General features: G+C 40.2%; 17 protein-coding genes. 11 read left to right on the forward strand and 6 right to left on the reverse strand.

Annotated features, from left to right (window positions below; all coding sequences use genetic code 11):
• Positions 1–4: 4 nt before the first annotated feature.
• The 9 genes from GCHA_RS12130 to wecA all read left to right on the forward strand — a co-directional run bounded on the left by GCHA_RS12130 (position 5) and on the right by wecA (position 9050).
• The gene (locus GCHA_RS12130; RefSeq protein ID WP_007988565.1) at positions 5–1234 is read left to right on the forward strand and encodes an oligosaccharide flippase family protein; all 1230 of its coding nucleotides are present in this window, start codon (positions 5–7) and stop codon (positions 1232–1234) included.
• Between the two features lie 28 nt (positions 1235–1262).
• The gene (locus tag GCHA_RS12135; RefSeq protein WP_007988567.1) at positions 1263–2321 is read left to right on the forward strand and encodes a Gfo/Idh/MocA family protein; all 1059 of its coding nucleotides are present in this window, start codon (positions 1263–1265) and stop codon (positions 2319–2321) included.
• 43 nt (positions 2322–2364) lie between these two features.
• Positions 2365–2964, forward strand: coding sequence for an acyltransferase (locus tag GCHA_RS12140; RefSeq protein ID WP_007988568.1), 600 nt, complete (start codon positions 2365–2367; stop codon positions 2962–2964).
• An 11-nt stretch (positions 2965–2975) separates the two neighbouring features.
• On the forward strand, positions 2976–4085 hold the full coding sequence (locus GCHA_RS12145) for a DegT/DnrJ/EryC1/StrS family aminotransferase (RefSeq protein WP_007988570.1): 1110 nt from the start codon (positions 2976–2978) through the stop codon (positions 4083–4085).
• A 12-nt stretch (positions 4086–4097) separates the two neighbouring features.
• Positions 4098–5720 carry an aldolase catalytic domain-containing protein gene (locus GCHA_RS12150; RefSeq protein ID WP_007988572.1) on the forward strand — a complete coding sequence of 541 codons (1623 nt, stop codon included), beginning with the start codon at positions 4098–4100 and terminating at the stop codon, positions 5718–5720.
• Positions 5707–6360 carry an HAD family hydrolase gene (locus GCHA_RS12155; protein ID WP_007988576.1) on the forward strand — a complete coding sequence of 218 codons (654 nt, stop codon included), beginning with the start codon at positions 5707–5709 and terminating at the stop codon, positions 6358–6360. The genes GCHA_RS12150 and GCHA_RS12155 overlap by 14 nt, the downstream gene beginning before the upstream one ends.
• On the forward strand, positions 6360–7106 hold the full coding sequence (kdsB, locus tag GCHA_RS12160) for a 3-deoxy-manno-octulosonate cytidylyltransferase (protein ID WP_007988577.1): 747 nt from the start codon (positions 6360–6362) through the stop codon (positions 7104–7106). Before GCHA_RS12155 ends, kdsB begins: the two co-directional genes overlap by 1 nt.
• Entirely contained in the window at positions 7099–7872 is a 774-nt protein-coding gene (locus GCHA_RS12165) for a glycosyltransferase family 2 protein (RefSeq protein ID WP_007988579.1), read from the forward strand. Before kdsB ends, GCHA_RS12165 begins: the two co-directional genes overlap by 8 nt.
• 110 nt (positions 7873–7982) lie before the next feature.
• Positions 7983–9050: a UDP-N-acetylglucosamine--undecaprenyl-phosphate N-acetylglucosaminephosphotransferase gene (gene wecA / locus GCHA_RS12170; protein ID WP_007988580.1), complete on the forward strand. Its 1068-nt coding sequence runs from the start codon at positions 7983–7985 to the stop codon at positions 9048–9050.
• Between the two features lie 706 nt (positions 9051–9756).
• Here wecA and GCHA_RS12175 read toward each other — a convergent pair.
• From GCHA_RS12175 to GCHA_RS12190, 4 genes are all read right to left on the reverse strand, one after another.
• On the reverse strand, positions 9757–11898 hold the full coding sequence (locus tag GCHA_RS12175; RefSeq protein WP_007988582.1) for a YjbH domain-containing protein: 2142 nt from the start codon (positions 11896–11898) through the stop codon (positions 9757–9759).
• The gene (locus tag GCHA_RS12180; protein WP_007988584.1) at positions 11898–12695 is read right to left on the reverse strand and encodes a capsule biosynthesis GfcC family protein; all 798 of its coding nucleotides are present in this window, start codon (positions 12693–12695) and stop codon (positions 11898–11900) included. Before GCHA_RS12180 ends, GCHA_RS12175 begins: the two co-directional genes overlap by 1 nt.
• Positions 12696–12709: 14 nt before the next feature.
• Complete coding sequence (locus GCHA_RS12185) at positions 12710–13408, reverse strand: YjbF family lipoprotein (protein ID WP_007988587.1); 699 nt, start codon at positions 13406–13408, stop codon at positions 12710–12712.
• Between the two features lie 108 nt (positions 13409–13516).
• Positions 13517–13876, reverse strand: coding sequence for a hypothetical protein (locus GCHA_RS12190; protein ID WP_007988588.1), 360 nt, complete (start codon positions 13874–13876; stop codon positions 13517–13519).
• 429 nt (positions 13877–14305) lie between these two features.
• On the opposite strand from GCHA_RS12190, the gene GCHA_RS12195 reads away from it, so the two are divergent.
• Positions 14306–15646, forward strand: coding sequence for a UDP-glucose dehydrogenase family protein (locus GCHA_RS12195; RefSeq protein ID WP_007988590.1), 1341 nt, complete (start codon positions 14306–14308; stop codon positions 15644–15646).
• A gap of 1 nt (position 15647) precedes the next feature.
• Positions 15648–16541, forward strand: coding sequence for a UTP--glucose-1-phosphate uridylyltransferase GalU (gene galU, locus GCHA_RS12200; protein WP_007988591.1), 894 nt, complete (start codon positions 15648–15650; stop codon positions 16539–16541).
• Positions 16542–16616: 75 nt separating this feature from the next.
• On the opposite strand, the gene GCHA_RS12205 is transcribed toward galU, so the two are convergent.
• Positions 16617–16925, reverse strand: a complete 309-nt coding sequence (locus tag GCHA_RS12205) for a ComEA family DNA-binding protein (RefSeq protein ID WP_007988593.1) — start codon at positions 16923–16925, stop codon at positions 16617–16619.
• Positions 16926–17082: 157 nt separating this feature from the next.
• The gene (locus GCHA_RS12210) at positions 17083–18090 is read right to left on the reverse strand and encodes an isocitrate dehydrogenase (RefSeq protein ID WP_007988597.1); all 1008 of its coding nucleotides are present in this window, start codon (positions 18088–18090) and stop codon (positions 17083–17085) included.
• Positions 18091–18134 lie beyond the last annotated feature (44 nt).

An 18134-nucleotide genomic window follows, 5' to 3' on the forward strand; every position in this document is an offset into this window, starting at 1 on the left:
CATTATGTTAACAGAGTCTTTTTATCTATTTTTAGTTAGGATTTTTTCAGCTGTTATTGGAATAGTAGTTGTTAGCTTTATCACTAATAACTTAGCCGTTGAGAGCTCGGGTGATTATTTTTTGATCTTGAGTATGGTTACGTTCATCATTCCGTTTTCATTACTCGGATTCGGACACCTTTCCTTAAAAGATATTTCGAAAGAAGAAGTAGGTACAGTCTCGAAGTATTTTACAATAGTAGTTTTAATGTCAATATTATGTGGTTTTCTATATGTTATTTACCTTTTCTACTTCTCCAATTTGGCAAATGTAGTAACTTTTTTCGAATTGTTTTTTCTTTTTTTTATAGTGGTTTTTTCTACGATTAGTGAATTATATTTGTTTTTTTTTCAAGGTCTGAAAAAAGCTTGGCACGGTACGTTGTATAATGTGATAGTCAGGCAAGTTTTATTACTTACATTGCTTTGGTTTTTCGAAGTTGACTCTTTGTTTTCATTGTTAGCTATATACAGTTTTTCTAGTGTTTGGGGTGTTTTTATATCAGTAATTATGCTGAATAAGTATAATGTGAAAATTCGTTTCGTTTTTCAACAAGTTAACATACCTTCACTATATAGAAAAAGTAGAAATTTTCAAATTACACATATTTTAGGAACCTTTAACGGTAGTGTTGCTCCCATTTTGCTTGGAGCGCTTGCTGATTCAAAAGAAGTGGCATTATTTATTGTTTGTATGAAAATATCTACTATATCATCTTTTGTAATGGTGCCGATAAATAGAGTGGTGGCGCCTAGGTACTCTCATGCATTCGCCAATGATAAGTTAAGTGAGTTGCAATCCATAGCTACTCTCGCTTGTAGAGTATCTCTTTTTTTCGTACTTCCGTTGTTAATATTAATATTTTTTCTGAAAAGCGAACTTTTGGGATATTTTGGTGGCTATTTTAGAGATAACGGAGAATTCGTACTTGTGGTTATATTATTAGCACAGTTGGTTAATATAATAACAGGATCCGTAGGTTGGTTATTACAAATGTGTAGCCAGGAAAAGCTATTTAGAGATATATCAATATTCTCGGTATTCGTATCAACTTTATTAGGATTTTATTTTATACCAATTTACGGCGCTTTAGGTGCGGCTATTATGTACAGTTGCTCTGTTTTTTTTACAAATATTTTGGCTTGCTATTTTGTTTTTAAGAAATTGGATGTGTTGATATTTAAGTTTTGGTAGTTTAATTTTTATATTTAAGGGGAGGGGAATGATTAAATTTGCGTTGTTAGGATGTGGTCGAATTTCGAAGCGCCATGCTGAGTTACTTGGAAATGGTTTAATTAATGGTGCTGAATTGGTTGCTGTATGTGATACCAGTATCGAGAAAGCCAATAAAATATCAGAACTTTTTAAAATAAAGAGCTTTGATAATATGCACTCGATGATGAATGAGGTAGATATTGACGTCGTTGTTGTACTTACTGAATCAGGTGCTCATGCTAGAAACGTTGTTGAACTTGCTGAATATGGAAAGTCAATAGTCGTCGAGAAGCCTATGGCTCTTACTCTCGATGATGCTGATAAAATGATAGAAGCATGTGATAAAAATAACTGTAGGCTGTTTGTCGTAAAACAAAATAGATTTAATGTTCCAGTGCAGAAACTGAGAGAAGCGGTTGACGAAAATAGGTTTGGTAAAATGGTGCTCGGAACAATTCGTGTTCGTTGGTGCAGGCCTCAAGAATATTATGACCAAGATAGCTGGCGAGGGACTTGGGCGAATGATGGTGGAGTATTAACAAATCAAGCGAGTCATCATATTGATTTACTAGAGTGGATTATGGGGGACGTTGAGAGTGTTTTCGCAAGAAGTACAACTGCCTTAGTAAATATAGAAGCAGAAGACACCGCTGTAGTAACCGTTAAGTTTAAAAGTGGGGCGCTCGGTATTATTGAGGCTACAACAGCGGCAAGGCCCAAAGACCTTGAGGGGTCTATATCGGTCCTTGGAGAAAAGGGCACAGTAGAAATTGCAGGTTTTGCTGTGAATGAAATGAAAACTTGGAACTTTTTAGAGCGTAATGATGAAGATGACTCAGTTTTAGATAAATATTCCGTAAATCCACCTAATGTTTATGGTTTTGGGCATCAAGCTTATTACGAGCATGTAGTAGATTGCATATTAAACAATAAAAATGCACTTGTTGATGGGCTTAAGGGCAGGAAAAGTCTGGAATTAATAAGCGCAATTTACGAGTCAATAGAAACTGGTAAGGAAGTGTACTTACGTTTTAAACCCAAATATTGCAAGCTCGGTGTAAATTAATTTTAAGTATCTGATGAAGCCCTTTAAATGTGAGTGAATAACTTTGAACTATATTTCAGAAAGCGCCATAATTCATCCTAATGTTTTGTTAGGTGACAACGTTGTAATCGAAGACTATTGCATTATTGGCTCTCCCGTTAAAGGGAAAGAAGGCTTGGTTACAACTATAGGAGCAAATGCTGTCATTCGTTCCGGTACTGTTATATATGCTGGTAATAAAATAGGTGATAACTTTCAAACTGGGAATAAAGCTAATATTAGAGAGAATAATGAAATTGGTGACAATGTAAGTATTGGAACGCTGTCCGTTATAGAGCATCATATTAATATAGGTAGCGGGACGAGGATTCATAGTCAGGTTTTTATTCCTGAGTTTTCTATTTTGGGCTTAAATACTTGGATTGGTCCAAATGTTGTGTTCACTAATGCTAAATATCCTCAATCTCCAGATGTAAAAAATAATCTGGTAGGACCCACGTTAGAAGAAAACGTTAAAATTGGTGCAAATTCAACTCTCCTCCCTGGAATTAAAATAGGAAGAAATAGTTTAGTTGGTGCAGCAAGTTTAGTGACTAAAGATGTTGAAGATAATGTTGTAGTAGCAGGACATCCAGCTTTAGTTATTAGGCAAATTGACTATTAGGAAAACAAGTAATGATTAAATTTTTAGACTTAGCTGGTCAGTACAACTCGATTAAAGAAGAAATCGATGGTGCGATTCACAAAACGTTAAATGATTCAGCCTTTATTGGTGGAGCGAGAGTTAAGAACTTTGAAGAGTCCTTTGCGCACTACCAACATAGTAAATACTGTGTTGGAGTTGGAAATGGTACTGATGCAATAGAGATTGCTCTAGAAGCTCTAGCTTTACCGAAAGGCAGTGAAGTTATAGTACCCGCTAATAGTTTTATAGCCAGTTCCGAAGCAGTTACACGTTCTGGCTTAAAAGTGGTATTTTGTGATAATGAGCCAAATAATTATACTATATCCATATCTAGTCTGAAGGAAAAAATAACCTCTAAAACTAGCGCTATTATTGCTGTGCACTTATACGGTCATCCCGCAGATATGGATACTATTTTAAAATTAGCTCAGCAACATAATCTGAAAGTTGTTGAGGATTGCGCCCAAGCCCATGCTGCTGAATACCGAGGATGTCGAGTCGGTGCAATTGGCCATATTGGCACATTTAGTTTTTACCCAGGTAAAAATTTAGGTGCGTACGGAGATGGGGGGGCAATCGTCACTAACGATAAAACCTTATCCATCAGGGCTCGAATGATAGCTAATCATGGCCGGAAAGAGAAGTACGATCATACATTTGAAGGGCGTAATTCACGGCTTGATGGATTGCAAGCAGCTGTACTTTCAGTCAAATTGAAGCATTTAGATTTATGGACAGAGAAGCGGATACAGCTAGCGAAAGAATATCTGGATTTATTGGAAGGTATTGATGGCCTAATTTTACCTAAAAGAGAAGAATGGGCAAAGCAGGTATATCATTTATTCGTAATTCGTGTATCTGAAAGAGATAAATTGAAAGAATTTCTAAGTGATAATGATATTCAATCAGGAGTTCATTACCCAATAGCGCTCCCGAAATTAGAAGCATACGGGTATATAAAAGATGACTGTAGTAATTTCAGTGCATGTAAACAAGATCGAGATTTATTAAGTCTACCAATTGGTGAGCATTTATCTATAGAGGACATTCAGTTTGTTTGTAGCAAAATCAAGCAGTTCTTTAGTACCAAATTTATATAAGAAGAGAGCTTTATGAAAGATAATCTTGCGTTGCTTGACTGTACCTTACGAGATGGAGGGTATTATAATCAGTGGGACTTTCAGGAGGAAATAGTTGAAAACTATTTGCACTCTATCGCTGAGTCAGGCATAGAATATGTTGAACTTGGTTTACGAAATTTTTCGAAAGAAGGTTTTTTGGGAGCATACGCTTATACGACCGAACTTCATTTGAATTCCATTGAGCTTCCGATAGGCCCAAAATATGGTGTTATGGTTGACGCAAAAACTATTTTGACATCATCCCTTTCAGTTACTTCTGCGATCGATGAATTATTTATACCTGCTGAAAATAGTAAGCTATCTTTTGTGCGTGTTGCTGCTCATTTTGACGAGGTAGAACAATGTGGTCCGTTCGTAAAGCACTTGAAAAATTTGGGCTATATTGTAGGTTTTAATCTAATGCAATCGGGTGGAAAGTCTTCCGCATTGATTACTGAAAAAGCAAAAGAAATCTGGGCGTGGTCTTGTGTAGACGTACTGTATTTTGCCGATTCATTGGGAAATATGAACTCGAATGAGGTTGCTCGGATAGTAGCTGCTCTTCGTGAAGGATGGAATAGCCTCTTAGGTATTCATACCCATAATAATATGGGGAAGGGGTTAGATAATACCCTAGCCGCTATGGATTTAGGAGTTAATTGGGTTGACTGCACAGTTACAGGTATGGGAAGAGGTGCAGGAAACACACAAACTGAAATATTACTCGCAGTTTTAGATACTGTAGAGAAAAAATACAAACCTAAAGCTATATATAAACTTGTAATACACTATTTCGAAAAAATGCAGAAGCAATACGGTTGGGGAAGTAATTTATTATATTTTCTTGGCGCACAGAACGAAGTACATCCGACGTACATTCAAAATTTACTCTCCAATACTCACTTTGGTTCGAGCGAGGTAGTAGGCGCTATAGATTATTTAAACACGATAGAGGGCACATCTTCTTATAATGGTGAAATACTAAATGCGGCTTTAAATTTCAACAATTCGAGTGCAGAAGTATTGGGCTCATTAGATATGATTTCACTCTTTGAAGGTCGAGAAATACTTGTCTTAACAAATGGGCCAAGTACTAAAAGATATAAAAACGCAATAGAGATTTATATCCGACAGAAAAAGCCTATTGTTATTGCTATTAACCTTGTTGATGGAGTTAGTCCAGAACTGATTGATTATCATGTGATTTCTCATAATACAAAGTATTTATCTGATTCAGAAAGATACAAAAACTTAAGAGGCTCATTAATTTTACCTAAACATAGATTTTCCACGGATGAATTAGCTTCACTTAAATCATTAAAACTATTTGACTACGGCTTAAGTGTAGAGGATAAGGTTTTTTCTATTGAAGAAAAATTTGTCACTATTCCTCATGATGTTACCGTTGGTTATATATTAGGTGCATTAAATACTGGTAATGCTAAAAATATAGGGTTCGTTGGACTTGATGGATATGGGATGGGAGACATTCGGCAACAAGAAATGGTGAATATATTTACTCTGTATTCTCAAATTAAAAATGCGTGCCCGATTAAGTCACTGACTCCCACTACTTATCCGATTGTTAGGAGTTCAATTTATGACACTAATTAATGAATTTGATATTTATATTTTTGATTGCGATGGGGTTATTCTGGATTCTAATGATTTTAAGATAGACGCAATGAAGAAATCTCTAATAAGTCAAAATTTCAGTTCACAACTCACTGAAAGTTGTGTGGATTACTTTAAAAATAACTTTGGTAAATCACGTTTTCATCATATCGCTCACTTTGTAGATACAATCCTGAATGTTGGTAATGATGATAGAGACTCTATTTACCAAGAAATTCTCTCTAAATACTCTTATTTATGTTCTGAATTATACGTTCAATGTAAATTAGTTCCTGGTTTTATAGAGTTAGTAAAGCGGATCCCTGGGCAAAAGTTTGTGGCAAGCGGGTCTGAGCAAAATGAGTTGCGTAGTGTACTTGAAAAGCATGGTTTAGCCTCTTATTTCGTGAATGTGTACGGCTCCCCAAGCACTAAAGTAAATATTGTCAAAAAGATATTATCAAATAATCCCGACGCTAAAGTCTTGATGGTGGGCGATTCGGTATCAGACTTTGAAGCGGCGTTTGAAAACGGAATAGATTTTTTGGCTTTTTTAGCGTACTCCAATGTTGAGGATAAAATGAAAAAACTAGCTTTAAAATATCGCTTTCCAATAATATATGATTACGAGGGTTTTTAGTGACTAACTCCGAAAAAGATAATTTTGCAGTAATTATTCCAGCTCGTTATAAATCCTCTAGGTTCCCTGGAAAGCCTCTTGCGCTAATACAAAATAAACCAATGATCCAACACGTGTGGCAGAAGTCTGTTGAAGCAGTAGGCATTGAGAAAGTTTACATCGCTACTGACGATGAAAATATCTCTTCAGTCGTTCGGGGCTTTGGTGGAAAAGTGATAATGACCTCTGCCAATTGCTTGACGGGCACTGATCGGATTGCGGAAGCAAATGAACAATATAAATTTGATTTTGTCATAAATGTTCAAGGCGATGAGCCCTTGATTAAACCTGAACATATTCGTCAGGTTATCGAAAGTTATAAATCCGAAGGTATGGTCACTAATGCAATGTGTCTGATATCATCTTCTAATGAGTTTTTTTCGCTAAACATACCTAAAGTGGTGTTCGATAATAACAATAAGCTTATTTATATGAGTCGAGCTGGTATCCCAGCTTCAAAAGATGGCCTATTCAAGCGTTGTTATAAACAGGTATGTATTTATGCTTTTTCTAAGGCTCATCTTAAATTCTTCAAAGAAAATCCCACAAAAACGCCTCTGGAAGCCATCGAAGATATAGAGATTTTGAGATTTTTGGAGTCTGGTTTTCACGTAAAAATGGTTGAAGTGGGAGATGGCTCTATTGCAGTAGACATCCCGTCGGATGTCGAAAAAGTTGAGGCTGAAATAAGTAAGTTAAATGAGTAATGAAAACACTTCTGATAACCCCTTAATATCGATTATTACCGCGACATTTAATTCAGAAGAAACGATTTTGGATACTTACATTGGCATAAAAAATCAAGCCTATGATAACTGGGAGTGGCTTGTAACTGATGACTGCTCAATGGATTCAACTTGGTCGGTACTTTTGGATATTTTAGAGAATGATAATAGAGTAAAAATCTTTCGTAATGCTGATAACTCAGGGTCTGCTGTATCGAGAAATAAATCTATTCAAGAAGCCAGAGGTGATTATTTGGCTTTTATTGATAGTGATGATGTTTGGTTACCATCTAAATTAAAGCAGCAATTACTATTCATGGGTACGGACATCGATTTTAGCTTTACCGCTTATTATTTACTGGACGCGTATGGAAGTACGCTTGGAAAAACAGTAGATTCCAAACAGTACGGTAGCTTTACTTACGAAGATATGTTGCGAAAAAAAGCCACCTTAGGTTGTTCTACAGTCATGATTAGGAAGGATGCCTTCCCTGATATTCAAATGCCATTGTTAAGAACCGGGCAAGATTATGCTACTTGGTTAAAGCTTTTACGAACGGGAAAAAAAGCGTTTGTAATTCCGGAACCTCTTACTGGTTATCGAATATTACCGAACTCGATTTCAAGAAATAAAGTAAAAAAGGCTAAACGACAGTGGCAAATTTACCGCGAAGTAGAAGGCCTTAGATTTTTCAAGTCGTTAGAGTGTTTTCTATTTTATGCTTGGAGGGCTGTATTTAGAAAATGAAGACCTCCCTCTTTGTTAAGATAAATTGTGTAATATATTTCCACCCTTCGTAGTGATTCCTTCATAAATTGCATGCTACAATAGTCGAAGATTATTTTTGGAGATATACAATGGATTTTATATCTGGGGATTACAACTCAGTGTTTGTGTGGGCGTTCGCTGTAGCATGCCTATCTATTGTTGGGTTACGGCCTTTAGCCGCCAATATAGGTTTGGTGGATAGGCCTTGTGAACGTAAACGCCATTTAGGTGAAATACCGTTAATTGGCGGCATTGCTATTTATTTCACTGTGTTGATTGTGTCGCAGGTATTCTTACCTGAATCTCAGTTGGTTAACCTGTATATGATCTCTTGCTCGTTCATGGTGTTAATTGGCGCTTTGGATGACTTTTACGATGTAAGCGCAAAAGTGCGTTTAGTAGCACAGTTGTTGATAGCCTCAATATTAGTGCTTGGGGCAGGGCATGCGCTTTATGATATGGGTGACTTGCTAGGCTTCGGTAATGTTAATTTAGGCGTTTTTGCCTTACCTGTAACATTGCTTGCTGTAGCCACTGCGATTAATGCATTTAACATGACAGATGGTATTGACGGCCTAGTCGGCGTGCTTGGCGTAGTGACTTTTAGTAGCTTATGTGTGTTGTTTTACTGGGCGAATAATGTTGACTTATTTACTATCTCAGCGATTTTTGTTGCAGCGCTATCTGCCTTTTTATTATTTAATTTAGGTGGGTTAAGGCAGTTCTTCGGAAAAATATTCATGGGTGATGCGGGTAGCATGATGATTGGCTTGAGTGTTATCTGGCTACTTGTGTTAGGCACTCAAGACGGTGAAGCGAGTTTTAGGCCTGTAACGGCATTATGGATTATCGCTGTACCCTTAATGGACATGTTCGCTGTGATGCACCGTCGTGTTAAAAAAGGCAAGTCGCCATTATCTGCCGACCGCGATCATTTGCACCATATATTTATGCGTTTCGGTTTCTCATCGGTACAAGCCTTATTTACTATTGGCTCTATTGCCATGTTGATGGCCGGGTTTGGTCTTGCTGGTGAATATTACCGTATACCTGAAGTGGTAATGTTAGGGTTATTCATCGGTATATTCGTTTTGTATGATTATTCCTTTATTCATGTGTGGAAGATGTCTCGCTTTTTCAGACGTAGTACAAACTAAGCCCCCCTGGTTTTAGGGCTAGGATACTTAAAGCTTCACAATTGCTAAATCATTTTTTTAAGCCCTTTGTCTTCCGACTTAGGGTTTTTTTATTGGCATTGCATTACAGACTTGTATATGAATGTTTATGTCTGCCTATCTTGGGTTGACGCAACTCGTAGAGGGTTCTGGGCTGGTGAACAAGGACGATGCTGAGGCCGCTTGTTATATCGTATAAACAAAGTGCAGCATACTCACTATTGTTCCGTCATACCTCTTGTGATTTTCGTTTTCCCTCACTTGCTGTTTATTTTAGTATCAGCCAGAATTTCTAGACATCATTCTTGTATTCACGTGACTGAATACAAGACCTAATCTGTCACGCCCCTGTGTAATACCCCCATAACGTCGGCGTAGTGGCTAAAGACATTTTAGCAACACATTTTTGTTGGTTTTACAGTATTAGTTCAGGGCGGAATGGGGGAAAGAACAATGGAGTGTTGTACAGGTTAGAAGTGTTGCTTCTCAGAGTAAAATTATGCAACAAAAAAGCCGCTGGCTAGCGGCTTAATCGTTATATTGTGAGCGTTCTTGTGTTAGCTTTTTTTACTAAGAGCTAATTACTAAAAGCTAACAAGATGCCATCCCTAATAAAGTCGAATACTCTTACGCTTATTTTGCTTCACCTGGATCTTCCCCTAGCTGGATCTGAGACGGGGTCTGATCATTATCTTGCAAATGGCGAGCGCTCACTTGTTGTGCCGTAAAGAGTAACTGGGCGAACCAATGGTTGACCACCGTCGCGAGCAATCGGGATCCACGGTAAGCGCCCGCGGCCTTTTGACGATTTAAGTGAAAACAGATCAAAGGGTATCGATAAGTAAAAGCCCTTAGTAAAGCTACCTTCGCCGTATTCATCTGCGCTGACATCGGTAAATGCTGCAAATGCCCCTACTACAATGCCGCTGTCGAAGCGCTTAGCAAAGTCAACGGTCACCCCTTTGTCTTTAGCTAGGTATTGGCCAATATTAAAAGTCAGTTGTGTGTCAGGTAAAAAGCTAGGTTGCCAGTAAATATTGGCATGTCCGGTAAGTACTTTGTAATCGTAAAAGGCAAAGTCATCTTCCCAAGAGCGTTGCTGTACGTAGTTGATGTCAAAGCCGAAAGCTAGGTTGCTGTCAACGGGTCGATAAAGTAACTCAGCTCCTACACCACCATACATGGCCTCTAAATATCCACCATACACCTGTGCATAAAGGTTGGGAGCGATTCGGTCATTCCAATGCAGATAGAGGTTTTCCATGGTGACGGTTCTGTCTGACACATATTCCCTCGCATTGGTGCGCACGCGAGGCAAGGTACTGTCAGCGCTGTCTGTGGTAAAGTTAAATTTGTCGAAGTTCTCGAATATATTGACTTTGATTGTACCGGCAACACTGGTTTTACCATTAAAACTGTAACCGCCATTGGCCAGTATTCCTGCTTGGTAAAGGTAGAAATCTTCTGGATTGCCAAAGGTTTGCACCCAAAAAGTTTCGATACCAGTAAAAAAGCCTGTGGTATTAGCTGGGTCATAGTTGGCAAGCGTATCGCTTTGTATGTCTTGGCGCTGATAGGTGCTCTGTATATCAGGCGTTACCGTTTCATAGCGTGCTTCACGTTTAAAGGCATCTGCGTCAACTTGGGTTTGTACTAAGGGTACAGAGCCGTTGGTGTTTACCACCTTGTACTGTTTTACGCTGTCAGGCAACTCAGAGGCCATAATACGGCCCATACGCTCGATGGCGACGTCGTTGTCTCGATAACTAATTTGCTGCCCATAAACTGTCACCTGCTCATCGCTTATGTCGCTGTCGGTGGTAATAAAACCGGCTTGGCTGAATAAGTCGCGATTCATGCGAGCTAGGTTAATGTCATCTATGGAGCTTGCTTTAGGTTTAGCGCTTAGTTCGCGAGGAGGCTCGTCAAACTTTAGCTGACTAATTTGATGCAAGTTGAAGTTGTAGCTAACCCCAAATCCGATAGTGTTGCCACGTTGGTAATTCAGGCTAAAGTCAAAGTTATTCCAACGATAATTGGCACCAAAATTCCAGTTGCTGTCTTGCTCAAGTGCTCCGGCGCGATCATTGACATAATTATTGCCTTCATACTCTACTTTTAAGCGTAATGGCTCCCACGGTGTTTGGTACTCGATGCCACCAAACAGTGACGCAGGCCCCTTGAAAAAACGTTGGTAGTCAATTTTGCCGCCATTGCCGGTAAACCCGCCTGGGCGGTCACAGAAACTGTCGGTAAGGTCGCAAAATGGATTAGACACATTACCGTCTGTGCCTAAGTAGCCCCATCCCATATTAAGGTGAAAGTTTACTGGGCCCACTTTTTTACTTAGGCCGATAAACTCACTTTCAAAAAAGCCAGTACCGCCAAAATCCCGAAAACCAACCGATAGTTCAGGCAGGTAGTAGCTTTCTTTTAGTAAGCGGAATTTCGCATCAATACCTTTGTCTTTTAGGGTTTGATCGCCACTGAAGCCAGGAGAAGAACTATATAAACGAGTTCGCGTATCTGTATAACGCACAGTGGCTTGCATCCAAGGGAACAACTGCAAGGTTGCAGACCAAAAGCGATACTCGTCGTTGTCAGTGTAGCTAACGCGCAGATCGCCTTCGGCTAACATCCGTGACGTTGGCGTTTGAATAAGGCCGGTACCACCATGCACCATAAGAGAGCTGCCAACGGGGGAAATATTCCAGTCGTTGTAGTCTGAATCTTGTTGGGCGTAGCTACTCAAACAGGTTAACGAAGAGGCGAGTGTCAGCCAGGTAAATTTCATATATTTTTTCTGTTTTGTTTCGGTCATTTTAGCCATTACAGCAGCCTATTTTTTGCTAAAGACACAACAAGGTCGTTAACTTCTGCTAGTTCAGGGTGGAATAAAGAGGTGTTAAAAGGCACAAACAGCAGGCTGCCAGGCATCACCTCCTGGTGTTGCTTATTCCAGTAAGCTGTGGGGGCAAAAATGACGCGCCCGTCAGCTTGGATCACATACACATAATCCTGATTGGCTTTATCGATACGCGCGCTTGCTGGCACGTAATGGCTTACATCTTGATAGGCCTGATGGGCCACAACTTGCGTTTGATTCACCGCTCCGGTAATAAAGATCGTGTTTGAACGAGGCTTGGCACTCAGGGTATAGTCGCCTTCGGTTAACAGCGGGTTTTTGGGCGGCTGTATACGGGCCAAATCTAGGTCAATCTTTATGGGTGAGCGCTTACCGAGCTGCCAGCTATTCACGACCTGAGTGAGCTGATCGATCGCGCTAAGCAGAGCTCGGTCATCATTTGCAAAGCGTTGGTGCAATGTGGTTAGTTTTTCTAACAAACGTTGGCGCTGGGCTTGAAGAGGCGCTACTTTGCTTTCTTGAGTTTCATATAGGGCCGCAGCAGGCCAGTAAATATTGCTAATGTTGTTACTGCTAAAACCATCTGCCGTCTGGTCTGAATTACCGTATGCTGATTGCATTAAGGGCACTAGTGCTTCAGTTAATCGAATCGCTTGCGGGTATGACTGGGTGTGGTTCTGCCAAGTGAGGGTCACTTGGGCATGCAAAGCACTGCTAAAAATACACAGGTTTAGCAGGGTTATTTTAATAAGCTTATTCATGGGTAAATACATTCTTAATGAGCTAAACGGGCGATACGGCTTAAATACACAAACTCTACTGGCTCACTAATAGGAGACAGCGTTTGAATGCTTTTGACTAAAGCCCCACTTTGTTGGTCAAACCAGTAATGATTTTGCCAGCTTTGATTAAAACGAAGGTAATCTGATGGGGCCTGATAACTCAGTGTTTCTACGTAATGATAGGTGTGAATAGGTTTACTCAGCAGAGTTAATGTTTCGTTTTCTGGAGCAGTAAAATGCGATTCAATTGGGTGACCGTATTCATCCCCTGACCAATCTGTGATGTAGCGCCACTGGTTGCTTTGTTTTGCACTACTATTGGCCTTTGCGTTGCTAGTAATGCGTTTCAGTGGATCCTCTTGACTATTGCCTAAGTAAAGTAAGTCTTTGTTAAGCCCTAGGGTGCGCACAACCCGGCCTTGTTCCATGACAAACATGGCGTTGTCACCTGAAACCCATTTATGTCTACCGTTCTCGAGGTAGGCGAGCGCCATAATGGCCTTAGGTCTTTCGCCTCGCTGTACTGACATCACATCTATTTTTGATTCGGCCACTTGGGCTAATGTCATGTCGGCGTCTTTAGGTTCTGAAAATGCGATTTTAAGGGTGTCGTAATAGGCGTGATACGTACCACTACAACTGGTAGTAGCAATAGCCACGAAAATGGCAAACGCAAATCTTTTGATGGTCATGGGTGGGCGTATGTCCGAGTTAGATCATTAAGCGAGGTATGTTAACTAAAATTAAAGCCTTAACAATAAAAAAGCCGCCTAAAGGCGGCTTTTAACAACAAATAAAACTTATAAAGAAGTCGTTGTTGCAGTAACAGTTACTGGAGTCGTTACTGTGCCAGTTACAGAAGTTGTAACTGTAGATGTAACTGTAGTAGTGGTTGAAGGTACACATTCACCGTCAACTAAAGTTTCGCCTTCGCCACAAGTAGGGTCGCCGCCGCCATCAACTGTGTTTGAATTACCACGGTTGTTAGAAACAATCGCACCAGCGATAGCTAGACCAACAGCACCGGCAGCGATAGTACCAACACCAACACCACCTACGGTAGCGCTAGATGACTCAGAACCACCTGCATTTTCTTGAGCGATTACTGGGTTACCAGCAAGTGCTAATGCTGCTGTTGCAGCCATAAGAATCTTTTTCATAATACATCCCTTCATGTTAAGTAAAATCAAGACTAGCTCGATTCTAATGGAATAATTTACTGACCTCAATAGGTGTAGATAAAACAATCATTAAATTCTTGAGTAAGCAGCATAAAACAATGATATGAGGCTATTTCAAAATATGTCAACTGCCTATATTCATACCAATTAATGTCGGCTGTTTAGTATTTTAATTGGGGAGGGTAGATTGAAAGGCTTTCTTTTTTTTATAGGCATTCCCAAATGTACTCAATAAAGGGTAAAATGTAAGATTAGTCGCGAAAAAAAGACAGCTGAAGGGGCTAACTGCTCTACAAGCGTATTGTTTGCGCTTAGGCATTGAAATTGCTTATGCTGATTGGATCAAATGTTTGTCATAATTGGGCGCTAGTATATGCCTGCAATTAAAATTTAAGGAATAGTATTTCGATGAAAGTTACAGTATTTGGGATTGGTTATGTTGGTTTAGTCCAAGCTGCGGTTATGGCTGAAGTGGGTCACGATGTGGTTTGTATTGATGTAGATCAAAATAAGGTCGACAGATTAAAGCAAGGTCACATACCCATCTATGAGCCAGGCTTAACGCCTTTGGTGACAAGTAACTATGAAGCCGGCCGAGTTGACTTCACTACAGATGCTGCACGCGGCGTAGAGCACGGAGACGTTATTTTTATCGCTGTTGGAACCCCACCAGATGAAGACGGCTCAGCGGATTTGAAATATGTGTTGTCTGTGGCGAAAACCATTGCTGAGCATATGGACTCGCACAAAATCATTATTAATAAGTCGACTGTACCGGTAGGGACAGCAGATAAAGTAAGTGCCAAAGTGACAGAGACCCTTGAATCACTTGGTAAGAGCGTTACATTTGATGTGGTGTCTAACCCTGAGTTCTTAAAAGAAGGTGCTGCGGTAAATGATTGCATGCGTCCTGATCGCATCATCATCGGTACCCAGAGTGAATCCGCTGAGAAAAAACTACGCGAGCTTTACTCACCGTTTAACCGTAACCATGACAAAATTATTGTGATGGATATTAAAAGTGCAGAGCTAACTAAGTATGCAGCTAACTGTATGCTTGCGACAAAAATTAGTTTCATGAATGAAATGTCTAATCTAGCTGAGCTAATGGGTGCAGATATTGAAAATGTGCGCCGTGGTATCGGTTCAGACCCGCGTATCGGTTATCAGTTTATTTACCCTGGTTGTGGTTACGGTGGTTCATGTTTCCCTAAAGACGTTCAAGCGCTTGTTCGCAGTGCAACGGGTGTTGGCTACACAGCGAAAGTATTAGAAGCCGTAGAAGAAGTGAACTACGCGCAGAAAGAGAAGTTATTCGAATACATCATGCGTCATTTTGGTGGCGACGTGAAAGGCAAAACCGTGGCTATTTGGGGCTTGTCTTTCAAACCCAATACCGATGATATGCGTGAAGCATCAAGCCGCGTATTAATGGAAAACTTGTGGAAAGCCGGCGCTAAGGTCAAAGCATATGATCCTGAAGCAATGGAAGAAACTCAACGTATTTACGGTAGCCGAGACGATTTAGATTTAGTTGGTACCAAAGAATCAGCCCTTAATGGCGCTGACTTCTTGGTGATTTGTACTGAATGGCAAGCGTTCCGTGCACCAGATTTTGAGTTAATCAAAGAGAAGCTTTCGACCCCATTGATTTTTGATGGACGGAATTTATTTGAACCCAACAAGATGTTGGAATACGGCTTGCATTACTATGCAATAGGTCGTGGATTATCAGTAAAAGGACAATAAAATGAGTCAAGTAAAGAAAGCCGTTATACCAGTAGCAGGACTTGGAACACGCATGTTGCCAGCAACCAAAGCAATTCCAAAGGAAATGCTGCCAGTTGTTGATAAACCACTTATTCAATACGTGGTGTCTGAATGTGTAAACGCGGGTATAAAAGAAATTATCTTAGTGACTCATGCCAGTAAAAACAGTATCGAAAACCACTTTGATACCAGTTTTGAGCTTGAAGCCACATTGGAAAAACGTGTTAAGCGTCAGCTTCTTGAAGCTGTACAAGCGATTTGCCCAAAAGACGTTACGATCATGCACGTACGTCAAGGCGTTGCTAAAGGCTTAGGTCACGCTGTGTTATGTGCTCGTCCTATGGTGGGTGATGCGCCTTTCGCAGTTGTATTACCTGACGTTATCGTGGATGAAGGCACGTGTAATCCTAAGAAGGATAACCTCGCCGATATGACAGCTAAGTTTAACACTAGCCAAGTTAGTCAGATCATGGTGGAAAGTGTTCCTCAGGAAGACATCAGCAAATACGGTATCGTTGATTTAGACGGTGCGCAATTGTCGCCTGGTGATTCAGCTAAAATGCATGGCATGGTTGAAAAGCCTAACCTTTCAGATGCCCCATCTGATTTAGCGGTTGTTGGTCGTTACGTATTGTCAGAAAAAATCTGGGATCTATTAGCCAAAACCACGCCTGGTGCAGGTGATGAAATTCAGCTAACAGACGCCATTGATTCGCTAATGCAGACCGAACAAGTTGATGCTTACTACATGAAAGGCAAAAGCCATGACTGTGGTAGTAAACTAGGCTACATGAAGGCAAACGTTGAATATGCGATGCGTCACCCTGAATTAGGCACTGAGTTTAATGAGTTTTTACAAACACTTGTGAAATAACTACATTTTATTAAATGAAAAGCCCCGTGATGTTTTCCATCACGGGGCTTTTTGGTGCCTTGTGTTAGCTAACGGTTATTTGACCTGAACACGGTCAGTAAGTTTAGCCACCATCTTTTTGCCTATACCTTTAACATTCGTAAGCTCGCTCACCTTAGTGAACTTACCACTTTTGTCTCGATAAGCGATGATAGCCGCCGCTTTTTTCTTACCTATACCTGGCAATGTGACTAACTGCTCGGCCGTAGCCGTATTCAAATTGATTTTTTGCGACTTCATTTGCGAGACACTGCTTTTGTCTACTTTGGCCTCAGCAACAACGTTGCCTATAAAGCCAGTCATTAAAACACCTGCAAAAAATAGGGTAGCGATAAACTTCTTCATAATGAAACTCCTTGTTTAGTTGATCCATATTGGTGCATTTGCACAGCAGTAAGCCTAGTAGCGCTTTTAAAGAAGGTAAAGAAATGGGGCTGATTATAAATGGCCAAAAAAAAGGTGGCTCAGTTGAGCCACCTTTAATATAAATGAAAATTGTCGTTTATAAGCGTTCTAACATCGCTTGGGTAAAGTCACTGGTGCCGTGTTCGCCACCTAGATCACGCGTGGTGCGGTCACCAGATTCGATGACTTGTTTTAGTGCATAGCGAATTTTTTCAGCTTGCTCACCCATGTTCAGATATTCAAGCATTTGAATTGAAGCCAAAATAACTGAGGTCGGGTTAGCTAGGTTTTTGCCTGCAATATCAGGCGCTGAGCCATGAACAGCTTCAAAAATTGCGCAGTCTTGCCCAATGTTAGCACCCGGCGCCATACCAAGGCCGCCTACTAAACCTGCACATAGGTCTGATAAAATGTCACCAAACAAGTTAGTTGTTACAATAACGTCGAACTGATGAGGATTCATAACAAGCTGCATACAGCAGTTATCAACAATCATTTCTGATGATTCGATTTGTGGGTAACGCTGTGCAACTTCACGCGCAACTTTAAGGAACAAGCCAGAAGTAGACTTTAAGATATTGGCTTTGTGCACTGCTGTTACTTTTTTGCGACCATCTCGGATTGCCATTTCATAAGCATAGGTCAAAATACGTTCAGCACCGGCGCGTGTAATAAGGCTTTTCGCTTCAGCTTCATTACCATCGTCAGAAACCACTTGGCCTAAACCAGAATACATACCTTCGGTGTTTTCGCGCACAGTAACGATGTCGATATCTTCGTAGCGTGCTTTCGTTCCTTTAAAGGACAATACAGGGCGTAAGTTAGCATACAGCTGGAATTTTTTACGTAGGCTAACGTTGATTGAAGTGAAGCCTTCACCAACGGGCGTGGTTAATGGGCCTTTTAGCGTTACTTTATTCTTCGCGATAAGACCAAGTGTTTCTTCAGGAAGAAGCTCACCGTGATTTTCTAGCGCAACTAAACCTGCATCGGCGAAATCATACACAAAATCGCAGCCTACTTTGTCTAAAATTTGCAGAGCTGAGTCAATAATATCCGGGCCGATGCCGTCTCCGCGAATGACTGTAATGCGTTGCTTAGTCATAAAATAATCCTTACTGTTAAATTTTATACTGACGTTTAGGCGTC

It is taken from the genome of Paraglaciecola chathamensis S18K6, from assembly GCA_000314955.1.
Classification (GTDB): domain Bacteria; phylum Pseudomonadota; class Gammaproteobacteria; order Enterobacterales; family Alteromonadaceae; genus Paraglaciecola; species Paraglaciecola chathamensis.

What these genes read in the sequence shown, in the direction of transcription:
- GCHA_RS12130 (WP_007988565.1), top strand. Translation starts at nt 5, where the DNA reads ATGTTAACAGAGTCTTTTTATCTATTTTTAGTTAGGATTTTTTCAGCT.
- GCHA_RS12135 (WP_007988567.1), top strand. Translation starts at nt 1,263, where the DNA reads ATGATTAAATTTGCGTTGTTAGGATGTGGTCGAATTTCGAAGCGCCAT.
- GCHA_RS12145 (WP_007988570.1), top strand. Translation starts at nt 2,976, where the DNA reads ATGATTAAATTTTTAGACTTAGCTGGTCAGTACAACTCGATTAAAGAA.
- GCHA_RS12150 (WP_007988572.1), top strand. Translation starts at nt 4,098, where the DNA reads ATGAAAGATAATCTTGCGTTGCTTGACTGTACCTTACGAGATGGAGGG.
- GCHA_RS12155 (WP_007988576.1), top strand. Translation starts at nt 5,707, where the DNA reads ATGACACTAATTAATGAATTTGATATTTATATTTTTGATTGCGATGGG.
- GCHA_RS12165 (WP_007988579.1), top strand. Translation starts at nt 7,099, where the DNA reads ATGAGTAATGAAAACACTTCTGATAACCCCTTAATATCGATTATTACC.
- wecA (WP_007988580.1), top strand. Translation starts at nt 7,983, where the DNA reads ATGGATTTTATATCTGGGGATTACAACTCAGTGTTTGTGTGGGCGTTC.
- GCHA_RS12175 (WP_007988582.1), bottom strand. Translation starts at nt 11,898, where the DNA reads ATGGCTAAAATGACCGAAACAAAACAGAAAAAATATATGAAATTTACC.
- GCHA_RS12180 (WP_007988584.1), bottom strand. Translation starts at nt 12,695, where the DNA reads ATGAATAAGCTTATTAAAATAACCCTGCTAAACCTGTGTATTTTTAGC.
- GCHA_RS12185 (WP_007988587.1), bottom strand. Translation starts at nt 13,408, where the DNA reads ATGACCATCAAAAGATTTGCGTTTGCCATTTTCGTGGCTATTGCTACT.
- GCHA_RS12190 (WP_007988588.1), bottom strand. Translation starts at nt 13,876, where the DNA reads ATGAAAAAGATTCTTATGGCTGCAACAGCAGCATTAGCACTTGCTGGT.
- GCHA_RS12195 (WP_007988590.1), top strand. Translation starts at nt 14,306, where the DNA reads ATGAAAGTTACAGTATTTGGGATTGGTTATGTTGGTTTAGTCCAAGCT.
- galU (WP_007988591.1), top strand. Translation starts at nt 15,648, where the DNA reads ATGAGTCAAGTAAAGAAAGCCGTTATACCAGTAGCAGGACTTGGAACA.
- GCHA_RS12205 (WP_007988593.1), bottom strand. Translation starts at nt 16,925, where the DNA reads ATGAAGAAGTTTATCGCTACCCTATTTTTTGCAGGTGTTTTAATGACT.
- GCHA_RS12210 (WP_007988597.1), bottom strand. Translation starts at nt 18,090, where the DNA reads ATGACTAAGCAACGCATTACAGTCATTCGCGGAGACGGCATCGGCCCG.